General features: G+C 55.6%; 16 protein-coding genes. 10 read left to right on the top strand and 6 right to left on the bottom strand.

All coding sequences use genetic code 11. The annotated features are described in order from the left end of the window. The first annotated feature begins 85 nt into the window (after positions 1-85). The gene (locus tag AACY09_RS14715; protein ID WP_339489059.1) at positions 86-1,069 is read left to right on the top strand and encodes a LysR family transcriptional regulator; all 984 of its coding nucleotides are present in this window, start codon (positions 86-88) and stop codon (positions 1,067-1,069) included. Here the strand turns inward: AACY09_RS14715 and AACY09_RS14720 are convergent. Further along, on the bottom strand, positions 1,066-1,290 hold the full coding sequence (locus tag AACY09_RS14720; RefSeq protein ID WP_339489060.1) for a PA3496 family putative envelope integrity protein: 225 nt from the start codon (positions 1,288-1,290) through the stop codon (positions 1,066-1,068). The genes AACY09_RS14715 and AACY09_RS14720 overlap by 4 nt on opposite strands. A gap of 143 nt (positions 1,291-1,433) precedes the next feature. Next, positions 1,434-2,303 carry a transcriptional regulator HexR gene (hexR, locus tag AACY09_RS14725; protein ID WP_339489061.1) on the bottom strand — a complete coding sequence of 290 codons (870 nt, stop codon included), beginning with the start codon at positions 2,301-2,303 and terminating at the stop codon, positions 1,434-1,436. A 181-nt stretch (positions 2,304-2,484) separates the two neighbouring features. Here hexR and zwf point away from each other — a divergent pair, with 181 nt between their 5' ends. Further along, positions 2,485-3,936, top strand: a complete 1,452-nt coding sequence (gene zwf, locus AACY09_RS14730) for a glucose-6-phosphate dehydrogenase (protein WP_445323853.1) — start codon at positions 2,485-2,487, stop codon at positions 3,934-3,936. Here the strand turns inward: zwf and AACY09_RS14735 are convergent. Next, positions 3,933-4,607, bottom strand: a complete 675-nt coding sequence (locus tag AACY09_RS14735) for a hypothetical protein (RefSeq protein ID WP_339489063.1) — start codon at positions 4,605-4,607, stop codon at positions 3,933-3,935. The genes zwf and AACY09_RS14735 overlap by 4 nt on opposite strands. Before the next feature lie 260 nt (positions 4,608-4,867). Between AACY09_RS14735 and uvrD the strand changes: the two genes are divergently transcribed. The 7 genes from uvrD (at position 4,868) to AACY09_RS14770 (ending at position 11,938) form a co-directional block, all read left to right on the top strand. Next, the gene (gene uvrD, locus AACY09_RS14740) at positions 4,868-7,057 is read left to right on the top strand and encodes a DNA helicase II (protein WP_339489064.1); all 2,190 of its coding nucleotides are present in this window, start codon (positions 4,868-4,870) and stop codon (positions 7,055-7,057) included. 30 nt (positions 7,058-7,087) lie between these two features. Then, a complete protein-coding gene (locus tag AACY09_RS14745; RefSeq protein ID WP_339489066.1) occupies positions 7,088-8,182 on the top strand; it encodes a TRAP transporter substrate-binding protein in 1,095 nt (364 codons plus the stop codon). Between the two features lie 204 nt (positions 8,183-8,386). Then, positions 8,387-9,232: a Tim44 domain-containing protein gene (locus AACY09_RS14750; RefSeq protein ID WP_339489068.1), complete on the top strand. Its 846-nt coding sequence runs from the start codon at positions 8,387-8,389 to the stop codon at positions 9,230-9,232. Between the two features lie 157 nt (positions 9,233-9,389). Then, the gene (locus AACY09_RS14755) at positions 9,390-9,797 is read left to right on the top strand and encodes an SMI1/KNR4 family protein (RefSeq protein WP_339489070.1); all 408 of its coding nucleotides are present in this window, start codon (positions 9,390-9,392) and stop codon (positions 9,795-9,797) included. Positions 9,798-10,067: 270 nt separating this feature from the next. Then, on the top strand, positions 10,068-10,826 hold the full coding sequence (locus tag AACY09_RS14760; protein ID WP_339489071.1) for an SDR family NAD(P)-dependent oxidoreductase: 759 nt from the start codon (positions 10,068-10,070) through the stop codon (positions 10,824-10,826). 143 nt (positions 10,827-10,969) lie between these two features. After that, positions 10,970-11,452: an acyl-CoA thioesterase gene (locus AACY09_RS14765; protein WP_339489072.1), complete on the top strand. Its 483-nt coding sequence runs from the start codon at positions 10,970-10,972 to the stop codon at positions 11,450-11,452. Between the two features lie 75 nt (positions 11,453-11,527). Further along, complete coding sequence (locus AACY09_RS14770) at positions 11,528-11,938, top strand: DUF3301 domain-containing protein (RefSeq protein WP_339489073.1); 411 nt, start codon at positions 11,528-11,530, stop codon at positions 11,936-11,938. A 2-nt stretch (positions 11,939-11,940) separates the two neighbouring features. Here the strand turns inward: AACY09_RS14770 and AACY09_RS14775 are convergent, their stop codons facing one another. Both AACY09_RS14775 and AACY09_RS14780 read right to left on the bottom strand, forming a co-directional pair. Continuing rightward, positions 11,941-12,825 carry an alpha/beta fold hydrolase gene (locus AACY09_RS14775; protein WP_339489074.1) on the bottom strand — a complete coding sequence of 295 codons (885 nt, stop codon included), beginning with the start codon at positions 12,823-12,825 and terminating at the stop codon, positions 11,941-11,943. Positions 12,826-12,857: 32 nt separating this feature from the next. Further along, on the bottom strand, positions 12,858-13,850 hold the full coding sequence (locus AACY09_RS14780; RefSeq protein ID WP_339489076.1) for a CobW family GTP-binding protein: 993 nt from the start codon (positions 13,848-13,850) through the stop codon (positions 12,858-12,860). A 107-nt stretch (positions 13,851-13,957) separates the two neighbouring features. Between AACY09_RS14780 and AACY09_RS14785 the strand changes: the two genes are divergently transcribed. Then, a complete protein-coding gene (locus tag AACY09_RS14785) occupies positions 13,958-14,311 on the top strand; it encodes an NADH:ubiquinone oxidoreductase (RefSeq protein WP_339489077.1) in 354 nt (117 codons plus the stop codon). Between the two features lie 139 nt (positions 14,312-14,450). Here AACY09_RS14785 and zigA read toward each other — a convergent pair whose 3' ends face one another. Further along, positions 14,451-15,656: a zinc metallochaperone GTPase ZigA gene (gene zigA / locus AACY09_RS14790; RefSeq protein ID WP_339489079.1), complete on the bottom strand. Its 1,206-nt coding sequence runs from the start codon at positions 15,654-15,656 to the stop codon at positions 14,451-14,453. Positions 15,657-15,931: the final 275 nt, after the last annotated feature.

Below are 15,931 nucleotides of genomic sequence, written 5' to 3' on the forward strand. Positions count from 1 at the left end.
ATAAGTAAAAACTTATACATAGGGCTTAAAGCCTACGCGCCCCCCTGCCACAGCCACAAGAATGTTTAGATCGAGAAGGTAAAACGTGCGTAAATCATTGATGCGTATGACACTTCGCCAGTTGCAGGTGTTTCGCTCCGTCTGTGAGCAACAGTCTTACAGCCGCGCCGCCGAAGAAATGTCGCTGACCCAACCTGCGGTGAGCTTGCAAATTCGCCAGCTTGAAGCGCTTATTGGCCAGCCGTTATTTGATTACGTCGCGAAAAGATTGCATCGCACCGAGGCAGCCGACGCATTATTGCGCGCCAGCGAGGATATTTTCGGCCGCCTTGAAAGCTTGGATATGCAGTTGACCAACCTGCAGGGCTCACTTCAAGGCCAACTGAGCTTGGCGATAGAATCCAGTGCGAAATACTTCACTCCCCACCTTTTCGCTGCATTTCGCCGCCTATACCCCGAAATTAACCTGCACTTAACCGTTGTAAACCACGCTCAAGCCGTCAAGCGACTCAGTGCAAACCGTGACGACATGCTGATTCTGTCGCAGGTGCCAACTGATATGGCGCTGGAATTTTTACCCTTTTTGAACAACCCGATAATTGCGGTGGTGCCGCCCGATCATCCTCTGTGCGCCGAGCAGACAGTGGATTTGCAGGCGCTGACGCGCTATCCACTGCTCACCCGCGAACTGGGCTCTGGCACACGCAAAGCCTGTGAAGAGTATTGCCACCAAAAGCGGGCGCACTTTGCGAATACACTGGAGTTTGGTTCTTTTGAGGGGCAAATCGAAGGGGTTATAGCGGGGCTGGGCATCGCTCTGCTGCCAAGGCACGCCGTGCGCCGGGAGCTGGATTGCGCGGCGCTAATACAACTGAACGTCAGCGAATTACCCCTGTTGCGCAGCTGGTGCGTGGTTCACCCACGTGGGAAATACCTGTCGCCAGTAGCCCAGGCGTTTTTCGCGTTCGTGCGCAACCAGCGCAGCCAAATTACCTTGCTGGCTGAACAGTTCAGCGCGCCGCAGACAAAGCCAGAAGCAAAAGCCCCTGACTTCGCCTTGAACCGCTAAGGGGTGACTCGCCCCAATTCACGCCCAAGCTCACGCGAGGCCGCAATATAGTTGGCCGCAATCAATTCGGGGTAGTCAGACAACTCCTGTTGCAGCAAGCGCTGCTCAGAGTAGCTCTCAATGGCGCGGCGGTATTCCATACGTCGTTGATCAACCAACTTACGCCGAGCTTTGGCTTGGCTGTTAACGTACGGCTGCGATTCATCAACATAGTGCGACATGATCAGACTCCCAGACTGGATATCAGGAGTGTCAGGGTCGACCTTAAAGATGACAGCTTGACTGCAAAGCCATGAAGCTGAGGTGAATCGCGATCAGCGTGGCGACACGTCTGACGGCGACCCGAGGCTGTCCGCAGGCAGGCTTAGTGCTCTTCGCTAGGTTTGATGCTTTTCGGCGACAAACGCAGGCTGCGCAGACTGCGCTTGACGCTCTTGAGGTGATTGACCAGACCCGGACCACGGGCCATGGCAACACCCATGGCGAGCACATCAATCACAACCAAATGGGCAATACGCGAGGTCAACGGCGTGTAGATCTCGGTGTCTTCGTGAACATCCACCGCCAGATTGACGCTGGCCAGGTCCGCCAGCGGGGTCTGGCTCGGGCACAGCGTTATCAGGGTTGCACCGGCCTCACGAACCAGGTTCGCCGTGACCAGCAGGTCCTTGGAGCGTCCTGATTGGGAAATACAGATAGCCACGTCGTTAGGCTTGAGGGTGACCGCTGACATCGCTTGCATGTGCGGATCAGAATAGGCTGCGGCAGTCAGCAACAGTCGGAAAAACTTATGCTGAGCATCTGCTGCTACAGCACCCGAGGCCCCAAACCCGTAAAACTCTACGCGCTGCGCATTTGCACAAGCGGCAATCGCTAGCTGCAATGCGTGTGGATCAAGGTTCTCCCGCACTTCCATCAAGGTGTGCAAGGTGGTGTCGAAGATCTTCAGGCTGAAATCTGAGACCGAGTCATCTTCATGGATCGCAAACTGGCCAAAACTGGCGCCGGCAGCCAGACTTTGCGCCAGTTTCAACTTCAGGTCTTGAAACCCGGTACAGCCAATCGCCCGACAAAAGCGCACGATGGTTGGCTCGCTGATGCCGACACTGTGCGCCAGTTCCGCCATGGAGCTGTGCATTACCACGGCAGGATCCAGAAGCACGTGATCAGCCACTTTAAGCTCTGACTTACGGAGCAAGTGGCGCGACTGAGTGATGTGCTGCAACAAATTCACAAGATTAGACTCGGTATTAAACAGGCATATAAATGGTCAGAGACCCAACCCGGGTTAACCTGGAAAAACAGGCAGGGTTGTGATCTACCGACACGGCGATGTAAGCATTGGTGTAGTGGTTTTGTAGTTATACTACATGAGTGCGTGCATCGCACGGTTTAACCGAGCAGGAGTTGTGATTTTGAGTATTGCGTGTGACATATTGGTCTTTGGCGGCACCGGCGATCTGGCTCTGCATAAATTGCTTCCCGCGCTTTATCACCTGCACCGCGACGGCCGTTTACACGCCGATACGCGGATCATTGCCCTGGCGCGCAGCAAGCACAACAAAGCCGACTACAGAACCCTTGCCGAGCGCCACTGCCGAGTGCAGATCGCTAAAGCAGACTTTGACCTGCAGTGCTGGCAAGCCTTCAGCGACCGCCTCGATTACTTCGCAATGGACGCCTCGCAAAGTGCCGACTTTGCTCGATTGGCGCGGTATCTGGGCAGCAGCGAGCAACGCGTGCGCGTTTACTACCTGGCGACCGCACCCGACCTTTTTCAAGGTATAGCCGCGCACTTGAAAACCGCGGGCTTGGCCAACGCCCGCGCACGCATCGTGCTGGAAAAACCCATTGGCCACTCGTTGCAGTCGGCACAGGCAATCAATGCATCGCTGGGCGGCGTCTTTGATGAGCCACAGGTGTTCCGCATTGACCATTATCTGGGCAAAGAAACCGTACAGAACCTCATGGCATTGCGCTTTGCCAATATGCTATTCGAACCCATCTGGCGTGCGGCACACATCGACCATGTACAAATCAGCGTCTGCGAAACCCTCGGCGTAGAAAACCGTGGCAGCTATTACGAGCAGGCCGGCGCAATGCGCGACATGGTGCAGAACCACTTGCTGCAATTGCTTTGCCTGGTTGCCATGGAGCCACCCGTGCGTTTCGACGCCGAGTCAGTCCGTAATGAGAAGGTCAAAGTGCTAGAGGCCCTGCGGCCCATTACCGGTCAGGATGTTCGTGACAAAACGGTACGCGGCCAATACACCGCCGGTGAGATTAACGGCCATCCGATGGCGGCGTATTACTTCGAGAAAAATGTCGATAATGACAGCGACACCGAAACCTTCGTCGCGATTGAGGCCCAAGTCGAAAACTGGCGCTGGGCTGGCGTACCATTTTATCTGCGCACCGGCAAACGCCTGGCCGAAAAGACCTCGGAAATACTGATTCAGTTCAAGGCTGTCCCCCATGCGTTATTTGCCAAGGGTGAGGCCAATCAGTTGCTGATTCGCCTTCAGCCCGAAGAACGCATCAGCCTGCACTTGATGGCGAAGAACCCAGGCAAGGGCATGCAACTCGAACCCGTTGCCCTGGATCTGAACCTGGCCACGGCATTCAAACAACAACGTCGCTGGGATGCCTACGAACGCTTGCTGCTGGATGTCATTGATGGTGATTCAACGCTGTTTATGCGCCGCGATGAGGTTGAGGCCGCATGGCGCTGGATAGACCCGATCATCAAAGGCTGGCAACAACATTACCAACGCCCGCGACCGTATCCCGCTGGCAGCAATGGGCCTGAGCAACTGCGGCATTTACTGGAGCGCCACGGCCGCCAGTGGATGGAGCCGCAGACTTAACGGGCTCGAGTCGCGATAACCTGCAACAGTTTCGGAGGTAAATACCGACTCAACTGATTGTTGCTCAGCGGCAATAGCTGCGGCACCAATTGCATCAAGGTGGCCGGGGTCAAACTTGCGCATACATCGGCTTGGCGCTGCATTGACAGCATCCCGATGACCCGCGCCACGGCTTGTATTTGCTGACGCTGCCCGGCCTCCTCCGCCAAGCGTGACAAATAATCGGTCGAACAACCGCGCAACCCCTGACCGGCAATTGGCAGGTTTTCCATGTGCTCCAGAATCGACACCACATAGGCCTCACTATTGAGCGCAAAAAAGAGTACTTTCAATTGCGCCGCCGAAAGAAAGTTGGCGAAGTCGGCCGCTGTCGAAAATGCAGAGATGCCACATAACTCTTGAGTCAGCTCGATGTGGAATTCTTCCGGCAGGTCCATGTAGTCATCCCGTATAGCCTGAGGTTTCAGGTATTTGACCACCTGCGCAATCAGCGGCATGGGCATACTGTGGGCAAGACTGGAAAATTGCTCAGCCGAAAGCTGGGTAATCAAATTTGCGGCCTGCTTGGGACGGATCCGCTCGACGATTGCCCGCTTAAACGGCAACGGGACTCTACCTTTACACACCATTAAGAGACGCACAGCTATGTTGATCGGCGCAGATCTGGACATGGCAATCTTCCTTAAAAGCCAAGAGTGGTGTTACGAATGGCTGGGGTCGCGCGCTAGGCGCCATCTCCAGTTCCACAGCGGGTCAATTAACATCATATGTTCGCAGCCTCTGTAACCAGCCAATCGATAGCAAATGGCAGATCTGCAGATTGCCCACTCTTTGGCTAAAATCAGGGGGTAACAGGCCCGCTTTTCAGCCAATAGAGCAAAAGCCTAAACAGTGGTTTGCCCTACGTGCGCCAGCCCCCTAGAATGCTGCGATGCATGATGATCTCTCGCTTCTCCTCAACTCCCTTAATGACGCCCAACGCCAGGCTGTAGCAGCCGGACTTGGCCGCCAATTGGTCCTGGCCGGTGCCGGCTCGGGTAAAACTCGCGTGCTGGTGCACCGTATCGCTTGGTTGATCCAGGTTGAGAACGCCTCACCCCACAGCATTTTATCGGTGACCTTTACCAACAAAGCCGCCGCCGAGATGCGTGCGCGTATCGAACAGATGCTCGGCGCCAGCCCGACGGGCATGTGGGTCGGCACCTTCCACGGCCTGGCCCATCGTTTATTACGCGCCCACTGGCAAGAAGCCGGCCTGAGCGAGAACTTTCAGATTCTCGATTCCGACGACCAGCAACGTATAGTCAAACGGGTGATTCGCGAACTGGGCCTGGATGAGCAGCGCTGGCCACCACGCCAGGCGCAATGGTTTATCAACGGCCAGAAAGACGAGGGCCTGCGCCCGCAACATACTCAGCCCGGCGGCGATATGTTCCTCGCCACCATGCTGAAAATCTACGAAGCTTATGAAGCGGCCTGCGCACGCGCCGGGGTCATCGACTTCTCCGAACTCTTGCTCCGCGCACTGGATTTGTGGCGCGACAAGCCGGGCCTGCTGGAGCATTACCAACGGCGCTTCCGGCATATTCTGGTCGACGAATTTCAGGATACCAATGCCGTGCAATACGCTTGGCTGCGGATACTTGCCAAAGGCGGCGACAGCTTTATGGTGGTGGGCGACGACGATCAGTCGATTTACGGCTGGCGCGGCGCCAAGATCGAGAATATCCAGCAGTTCTCCAGCGATTTTGCTGACGCACAAATGATCCGCCTTGAGCAAAACTACCGCTCCACAGCAGGCATTCTTAAAGCCGCCAACGCCCTGATCGCAAATAATCAGGGACGTTTGGGTAAAGAACTCTGGACCGAAGACGCAGATGGCGAGCCCATCAGCCTCTACGCCGCTTTCAACGAGCACGACGAAGCACGTTATGTGGTCGAGTCAATTGAAGATGCGCTGCGCAAAGACGGGCTCAAACGCAGCGAAATTGCCATTCTGTATCGTTCCAACGCCCAGTCACGGGTGCTTGAAGAAGCCTTGCTGCGCGAGAAAATCCCTTACCGGATTTATGGCGGCCAACGCTTCTTCGAACGCGCTGAAATCAAGAATGCCATGGCCTACCTGCGCATGCTCGATGGCCGCGGCAACGATGCGGCACTGGAACGGATCATCAATGTTCCGGCACGGGGCATCGGCGAAAAAACCGTCGAAACCATTCGCGAGTTTGCCCGCGCCAATGAAGTGGCGATGTGGGAAGCCATCCAGCTTATGGTCGCTGGCAAATTGCTGCCAGGGCGCGCTTCAGGGGCATTGGCCGGGTTTATCGAACTGATTGAAAACCTCGCTGCAAAAGTGCAGGAGATGTCGCTGCACTTGATGACCCAGACCGTCATTGAGCAGAGCGGTTTGATTGCCTATCACCAAGCTGAAAAAGGTGAGAAAGCCCAAGCCCGCATCGAAAACCTTGAGGAACTGGTCAGCGCCGCGCGCACCTTTGAAAACGACGAAGATGACGAACAAACCCCGCTGCAAGCCTTCCTCGGCCACGCCTCGCTAGAGGCGGGCGACACCCAAGCGGCCGAGCATGAAGACAGCATCCAGCTGATGACCCTGCACAGCGCCAAAGGCCTGGAGTTTGCACAGGTGTTTTTGGTCGGTGTTGAAGAGGGTCTGTTCCCGCACAAGATGAGCCTCGAAGAGCCCGGACGCCTCGAAGAAGAGCGGCGCCTGGCCTATGTCGGCATTACCCGCGCCATGCAAAAGCTGGTGATCAGCTACGCCGAAACCCGGCGCCTGTACGGCAGTGAGACCTATAACAAGGTCTCGCGCTTTGTCCGCGAAATCCCCCCGGCGCTGATTCAGGAAGTGCGCCTGTCCAACAGTGTCAGCCGCCCTTACGGCAGTAGCACGCAAGGCACTAGCAGCAGCTCGATGTTCGCCGGCAGTGAGATCCCGCAAACTGCTTTCAGCCTCGGCCAACGCGTGCGCCATGCGCTATTCGGCGAAGGCACCATCCTCAACTTCGAGGGGTCAGGCGCGCAGGCACGGGTACAAGTAAACTTTGAAGATGAAGGCAGTAAGTGGCTGATGCTGAGCTATGCCAAATTAGACGCGTTATAAAAAAATAACTGCACACAGAGGAAATAATTGATGAACCGCCGCAATTTGCTCGGCGCTGCCGTCGCCTTATTCGCCGCCATGGGTTTGGCGGGCTGCAAAGAAGAAACCAAGGCCACTGCCGCAGAAACCAAAGCTCCCGCTGAAAGCTTCCACTGGAAGATGGTCACCGCCTGGCCCAAGAACTACCCAGGTTTGGGCACCGCGGCAGAGCGCCTGGCAGAACGCGTTTCGACCATGAGCAACGGTCGCCTGACTATCAAGGTTTATGCCGCAGGCGAGTTGGTGCCAGCCCTGGAAGTGTTTGATGCAGTCTCGCGCGGAACGGCTGAACTGGGCCACGGCGCGGCGTATTACTGGAAAGGCAAAGTACCGGCTGCGCAGTTCTTCACTGCCGTACCTTTTGGCTTATCGGCCAGTGAAATGAATGCCTGGCTGAGCAAGGGCGACGGTCAAAAACTGTGGGACGAAGCCTACGCGCCTTACGGTGTAAAACCCCTGGTTGTGGGCAATACCGGTATGCAAATGGGCGGCTGGTACAACAAGGAAATCAATTCACTGGACGACCTTAAAGGCCTGAAGATCCGCATGCCGGGCTTGGGTGGTGAAGTGCTCAGCCGCTTGGGTGCAACCACGGTCAACCTTCCGGGCGGCGAAGTATTCACCGCATTGGAAACCGGCGCGATTGATGCGACCGACTGGGTCAGCCCCTATAACGACCTGGCATTTGGCTTGAATAAATCAGCCAAATACTACTATTTCCCAGGCTGGCAAGAACCCCAAGCCGTGCTCGAGCTGCTGATTAATCAGAAGGCCCTCGACAGCCTGCCTGAAGACCTGCGTGCGATCCTCACCGAAGCCACGCTGGCGGCCAATCAGGACATGATGGACGACTACGTTTATCACAATGCCACGGCCTTGGTAGAGCTGAAGAAACAAGGCGTACAACTCAAGCGTTTCCCCGATGAAGTCCTCGCCGCCATGAAGCAGGAATCGGGCAAAGTACTGGACGAACTGGCCGCGCAAAGCGATCTGAATGGCCGCATCTGGACATCGATGAAAACCTTCCAGGAGCAAGTCACGCCGATGCACGAAGTCTCTGAAAAAGAGCTGTACAACTGGCGTTAAGGTCCAGGATTTTGAGTCCCTGCTCTGTTCACGCATGTGTTGAGAGCAGGGTCAACTCAGAGGCGAGTTTCAATCCATGGCAGCCTGCCAGATAAACTGCGTACAGAAAAAATCCGAAACATACTCACGCTAGTCATCCAAAACCAGCTGGCGCAGTATCCCGTGAATAGCCTCATTACTTTTTTCATCAAGAGACACAGCCTAATGCAACGTTTTCTTAGCATCGCCATGGTGCTTTGTATGGCCATGACATTCAGCCTTCACGCCGACGCCAAGCGTTTTGGCGGTGGCAAGTCGTTTGGCTCGGCGCCAAGCCATCAAACCCGACAAGCAGCACCACAGTCGCAACCGAATGCTGGCGCAGCGGCTGCCGGTCGCCCTGGCGCTACTGCAAGCGGAGCATCGCGTTGGCTTGGCCCATTGGCCGGCTTGGCAGCAGGCGGTTTGTTAGCCTCGATGTTTATGGGCGATGGCTTTCAGGGCATGCAAATCTTTGATTTTCTGATCATCGGTTTGATCGCCTTTATGATATTTCGCTTTCTCGCTGCACGCCGTCAGGCCGCCCAGCCGCATACCGCGAATGGCGCACCAATGCAGCGTGAAATGCCACAAGCCCAATCGCCTGCGGCTTCGATTTTCGGTAACAGGGCTGCAGCCACAGCGCCGGTGATCAATGCGCCTGCCTGGTTCAATGAGCAGAGCTTTATCGCCGCGGGCCGTGAGCATTTCATGAGCCTGCAACAGCATTGGGAAGCCAATGAAATGGAGCAGATCAGCGAGTTCGTGACGCCACAGCTGCTTGATTTTCTCAAGCGCGAGCGTGCTGATCTGGGCGACGGATTCCAGGCCACCTACATTGACGATCTGAACGTGCAGCTTGATGGCGTTGATGACCAGAGCGATAAAACTATCGCCACCCTGACCTTCAGCGGCATCGCCAAAACCTCGCGCTTTGATCAGGGTGAAGCCTTCAGTGAAAGCTGGCGCCTTGAGCGTGCCACGGGCGATAACCAACCGTGGATTGTTGCCGGCATTCGTCAGAACGCCTAAATCCAACCTTAACTGTTACAGCCCATTGAACAATTGCTGATCAATGGGCTGTCTGCCTGCGCCTGGCTACTGTATAAAGCGCGCATAAGGCGAGATTGCTGCAGCCATCTGTGCCCATCAATTTCCCGCTCGCTATTTACCGTCCAGGAGCCCGCCCGTGGAAGAAGTCATCGATCAACTACGCGAACTCAACGAACCGGTGCCAGTGCCGCTTGAACTGCCGGAAGAAGAGGTGCTGGTAGAGATCCAGGAGCAAATCCTGATTCACTTGCCGTTTGAGCTGCGTGAATTTCTGCTTAAAGTCAGTGATGTGGTGTATGGCCGCCTTGAGCCGGTCACTGCCACTGACCCGCAATCCCACACCTACCTGCCCGAAGTGGCCTCGGTTGCCTGGTCGCTTGGTGTACCTCGCGAACTTGTGCCGATCTGCGAAGATCGCGGCAATTACTACTGTGTAGAAGAAGATGGCACCGTAGTGCTCTGGGAGCAGGACACTGAAGAACTCAGCGAAGAGAACTGGGAGTCGGTGTGGCACTGGGTCAGGGATGTCTGGCTGGAAAGCTGATCGGACTGAACCTGCGACTGCTGGCGCACTGCGGTACCTGCAGCGATTGACATCAGCGCCATTAGCCGTCGATCATGTGTGAAATAACGAACGATATGTTCTAAATAGCGCTCGCGACCAATAGGTCCGTATGCATACTGAACAATCGAACAGAATTCACCGTCTCAACTCAGTACAGCCTCGCTCGAGCAGTCGTTGCTAAATATTCCCGTACTCGCAACGCACATCTACGCTTGATGGAAGCCTTACCTCACCACTGGAGTTAGCCTTATGAGCACACCTGTCGTCTTGATCACTGGCGCCGCTGGCGGACTCGGCCGGGCCATCGCCAAGCGCTTCTCGCAAAGCCATTGGCGGGTGACAGCCACTGATGTCGACAAAAGTGGTTTGCATTCGCTTAACACCCTGGTGCCGCTGGATTACAGTGCCACAGCCGATCTGCGTAACGCGAAGAACTGTCATGAGCTGATCGCGGCCGTGCTCGCCAGCACAGGGCGTATCGATGCGGTAATCAACGCAGCAGGTGTTTGGCGCGAAGGGCCGGTTGAAACATTCAGTGAAGAAGACTTCGATCTGGTGATGGGGGTTAATCTCAAAGCGGCCTTTTATCTCGGCCAAGCCGCAACCCCGCATTTGAAAGAAAGCCGGGGCTGCATCGTCAATATTGCCAGCGATGCCGGTCGCCAGGCCTATCGCGGCTCAGCCGCCTACTGTGCGAGCAAAGCAGGTCTGGTAATGCTGAGCAAGACCATGGCCCTTGAGCTCGCAGAATTTGGCGTGCGGGTTAACGTCGTCTCACCTGGCGATATCGCCACGCCCATGCTCGATTACCAGGCGGAGCGCTACGGCAACGGCAATCCCAAGGCCTACAAGCGCGAAATGCTGAGCCAATACCCACAGGGCCGTGAGGCGCGTTTCTTGCGCCCGGAAGAAGTCGCTGAAATGGTTTGGTTTCTCTGCCAACCCGCAGCCGAAGCTATTACCGGTGCCGACATGGCCATCGACTTCGGCATTTCTGCCGGTCGCTAAGCGCCGCCCGACTTCCGCGTGCGTCGCCTTGAACACGCGGTTCTCCCTCCTTCTGTATTGCTCACACCGCGCTGATTGCTGCTGACTATTGCGGCGAATCTGCAATATGCTTGAATCATCTCTCCCCAACGGACTCTCAGCTAATGGTTCCCGGAAACGCGCAATTGACGATGACCGTGCTGATGACCCCAGATATGGCTAACTTCTCTGGCAAAGTCCACGGTGGCACCCTGCTCAAGTATCTGGATGAAGTGGCTTACGCCTGCGCCAGCCGCTACGCGGGCTGCTACGTAGTAACCCTCTCTGTTGATCAAGTGACCTTCCGCGAACCTATTCACGTTGGCGAGTTGGTGACCTTCCTGGCCTCAGTCAACTTTACCGGCACCACCTCAATGGAGGTGGGCATCAAGGTGGTGACTGAGAACATTCGCGAACGCTCTGTACGCCATACCAACAGCTGCTTTTTCACCATGGTTGCCGTTGATGACCAAGGCCGCTCGATGAGAGTACCCCCGCGCCAACCCGAAACCAGCGAAGCGCAGCGACGCTTTACCAAGGGCCAGCAACGCCGTGCAATACGCCAGGAAATGGAGCAGCGTTACAAACAACTCAAAGATGAAGGCTAGCCCAAGCAGACAACACCCTCCCTGACTGGCAAGATGCAAGGCTGTTTGCCTGCACTGCGTAATTGGAGTTTCACCATGCTAACCCTTGGCAATATCTTCGTGCTGATGCTGCTCGCCACCGCTGGCGCCTGGCTTTGGCATGCCCACGGGTTGCGTGAGCGCACGCTGATAAAGGTCAAGCAATACTGCGAGAAAGCAGACATAGAACTGCTCGATGAAAATGTCGCGTTTCGTAAGTTCGCCCTGCTTAAAGATGGCAAGGGACGCAAACGTATCGCCCGGGTTTATGGCTTCGAGTTCACGGTTACGGGCGAACAACGCCATGCCGGCAAGGTGATTATGTTCGGTCCTAACCTGGGCAGCATCGAGCTGGCTCCGCACCCCTTCCGCGAGCCACAGAGGGAAAGCCCCGAGGTTGTACGCCAGCCTCCTCAGGTGATCGAACTGGACCAATGGCGCCGCGAGCACCGCCCACCTCCGCAATAAACCTAGGCGTGCTGCGCAAGCAAAAACCGGCTGACACGCTCGGCGCTGGCCTGGGGATGCTCCTGCATAAAGCAATGCCCACCCTCAACCACCTGCCCCTGTATTTGCGAATTGCTGGCACAACAGCGCGCCACTGATTTGGCCACAAATGGATAACTGCGCTGACCGTATATGATTTCAGTCGGCGTCTGTATTTTTGCCAGTGACGACCACAAGCGGCGTGGATAGGAGCTGAAGATATCAGCCTCGCGACTCGGCCGACATTTGAGCTCGACGCCAGCATCGGTGTCTTTCAGGGCATGCTCGATATAGGCGCTGAATGCGTCCTCGGTCCAGCCACGAAACATACCTCGGCCCTGCAACAGCGTCTGTGCAGTAGCACGATCTGGCCAGACTTTACGCCGTTTAACCGCTTTAGCAGCCATCCCTGTACGCCGACTCAGGCCAACCACATCGGATAGCGCCATGACGCCAATCATTGGCGCCGAAAACAGCACGGGGTCGAGCAATACTGCGCGCTTAAACAGTTGGGGATGTTGCGCCAGAATCAGGCTGGTGAGGACGCCGCCAAAGCTGTGGCCCACGGCATACAGCGGCGCATCTGCAAAACATTCGCGGCCAACGGTACTCCACGCCTCGACAGCTAATTCAGCGTTGCGGTTCCAGCCATGGAAGCGTCCGCCGTGATCACTTTCGCCATGGCCCTGAGCATCACACAGCCACAGGTCAAAATGCTCAGCCAGTGCCTCAAGCATTGGTTCATAGACACGCCCACAGTAGCCATTGCCATGGAGAAAATGCAGCACGGGTTTAGCCGATGGTTTGCTGTGCCAGCCGCCCGAAGTGAAACCGGCGGAGTTTGCGTGGGACCAAGGAAACAACTGCATGGGGTACTGCCTCACAAATTCGAGCAGGCAGTTTAGCGATTCGGTTCAAATGGGTGAACTGCAGGAGTCAAGCAATGGCGAAGACCAAGGTCGAGCGCATCTACGTCCTGCGCTTGAGTAAAGATCAACTCAATGCGCGAATCTCTGCGCCATGCGGATTGTTGCCAGTGCAGAGGTTGATTGTTGAGCGCATTGGCAGACAACCATCCGGCATTAGTGTGCATGATCATCTTGGCGCGCTGCGAAGGGAGTCCCAACAGCCATTGCTGTAACCGCGACAGTTCAAACTGCTGACTCGGGTGCCAGCGCCAACCAATGCTCCAGCCCTCAGGTTGATCATGAATCTGGCGGATCGGGGCGTCCGGTTCACGCCATATTTCAAGCAACGGCGCCGCGCCTTGCGGCAACTCAGCCTCACTGATCGAGGTTGTCGCCTGAGTGGTTATGCCCGGTAACTGTTGCAATTGCAGCTGTGCCTGCTCGGTCCAAATTGATGGTCGCTCAGGCAACTGACGCTGGACACGCACCTTATCAGCGGCGGTCAATGACTCTGCCTTATTCAACAGCAAAAGCCCGGCGCTGCTCAAGGCCGCCTGCTGGCTTTCAGGCAACGCAACGCCCTGCGCCAAAGCCTGGGCATCCAACACCACCACTGGCGCTTGTACGGTCAACACACCCAGCCAAGGCGCGAGCTGTAACTGCTCAAGCAGCTGCAGTGGATGACCAAGGCCCGACGGCTCGATAAACAGCCGGTGAGGCTTGGCCTTGCGTAACAAACGCGCCAGGCCTACTTGGAATGGCACGCCGTTTACGCAACACAAACAGCCGCCCGCGACCTCACCGAGCTCAACGCCGTCATCATCAGCGGTTAACAAGGCTGCATCCAGACCGATCTGACCAAACTCGTTGATCAGCACTGCCCAACGTTCCGCTTCTGGGCGTTGGTTAAGCAAGTGACGAATCAAACTGGTCTTGCCTGCACCTAGTGGACCGGCAATCAGGTGAGTTGGAATATTTTTAAGCATAATTTGGTCAAGTCCAAACCCGGCGTGAACACCTAAGCATTATGCGTACGCAGACGCATAAAAGGCAGCGTGATAAAGTCGCCAGCATATCTATCCGGAGGTTTCTGATGCGTTGCCTAACAGCCGTTTTGTTGTGCGCAATATCCAGTGTGGCGTGGGGTGAAGCGTGTGTGGTGCACAGCCAGGCCGAACGTCTGGATGTCAAAGTGTGCCAGCAAAACCGGAGCATTCCGAAAAACCTGTTTCGCACCGGCTTTTGCAAACCAGAGTTGAAAGGCCAGAAAGTCGCTGTGGCATTCGTTGAGCAATGCCCCGCCGGGGCTTACGGGATCTGCCGCAACTCAACCACCGGCGGCACCCCGTACAAGCAAGATATCTACTATTACGGCGTGGCCAGTGACAGCGCATTCCTCAAGCCGTTTTGCGAGAACCAGAACAAAGGCGTGTGGATGGCCCGGTAAATCACAAGCCTGTAATCAATTGGTCATGTGCTACCTGTTTAATAATCACAGGTACCCACACTCCCTGTGTCAGATCACGCGCTGACACTTTTAAGGTGCTCAAGGCTGCTCATAAAGCAGCCTATTTTTTTGCCTGCGGTTAAGCGACCTCCTCAAACCATGGGCCAAATGGGTCGGGTAATTGCAGCCATGCCTCACTGCCCAGTGCCATTTCGGAATCCGTCAGCAAACACGTATCCAAATCGGCGTTGAGCTTTTTCATATCAATGTTTTGCCCTATAAACACCAACTCCTGCCGGCAATCACCGCAGCTTGCATCCCATGTTTTTAGGATAGCCTGAGTCGACTCGTCATCACTCGGCCACTGATCTTTCGCCACGAAACGCCACCAGCGCCCGGCAAAACCATGGCGCAACATCCCGCCGGCTTGCGACCAACTACCCGCCTCTTGAAACTTGCTGGCTAGCCAGAAATACCCCTTGGAGCGCAGCAGTCGGCCATTCGTCCACTCGCCGCTGACAAACTCAAAAAAACGTTCCGGATTAAACGGCCTGCGAGCCCGGTAAACCGTTGATGCTATACCGTACTCCTCCGTTTCCGGGCTGTGCTGACCGCGCATCTCTTTCAGCCATCCTGGCGCCTGAGCGGCACGCTCAAAGTCGAAACGCTCGGTATGCAGAATCTTGTGCAGTGATATATCGCCCATACTCATTGGCAAAATTTCAGCTTGAGTATTGAGGCCCCTCAAGATGGCTGTCAGCTCTTCACGCGCGGCCTGGCTGATGAGGTCAGTCTTGCTGATCAGAATCACATCGGCGAACTCAACTTGCTCCACAAGCAAATCGGTGATCGCTCGTTCATCATCCTCACCCAGCGATTCGCCTCGACTTGCGAGGCTTTCAGCCCGATGAAAATCGCCGAGAAAATTAACCCCATCAACCACAGTAACTAAGGTATCGAGCCGCGCAAGGTCTGCGAGACTTTGACCCTGCTCATCACGAAAGGTAAAGGTTTCAGCAATAGGCAAGGGCTCGGAAATACCGGTGGACTCAATCAGCAGATAGTCAAAGCGACCGTCGCGGGCCAGACGAGCGACCTCTTCCAGCAGATCCTCACGCAGGGTGCAGCAGATACAACCATTGCTCATCTCGACCAGCTTTTCATCGGCTCGATTGAGACTGACATCGCGTTGTACTTCGCCTCCATCGATATTGATTTCACTCATATCATTAACGATCACCGCAACGCGCAGATTTTCGCGGTTCTTCAACACATGGTTAAGCAAGGTGCTTTTGCCGGCCCCTAAAAATCCAGATAGCACAGTCACGGGTAGACGATTTGGCATGTGGCGGTTCCTCATATTTTAAGCCAGTCAGGCACGCACCTTTTTCTGTGCAACCTGAGAATTTTGTTTAACCCAGCCACACGTTATAACATAACATTTACTATAAAGAACCTGTCACGCAAGACCGTCTGCACCCAGATCACTACACCACCCAGACAGCCTTATGGGCCTATAACCTTCGCCCTATAGGGGTTCCACGTGGAACCCTTGGCAAGGACTGGAAACCCATCAAGCGGCTAAGAAAGAAGTAGGACGCTTGCGCCCCACCCACAGGC

Origin of the sequence: Pseudomonas sp. EL_65y_Pfl2_R95 (assembly GCF_963971045.1) — a bacterium.
In the GTDB taxonomy this organism is placed as follows: domain Bacteria; phylum Pseudomonadota; class Gammaproteobacteria; order Pseudomonadales; family Pseudomonadaceae; genus Aquipseudomonas.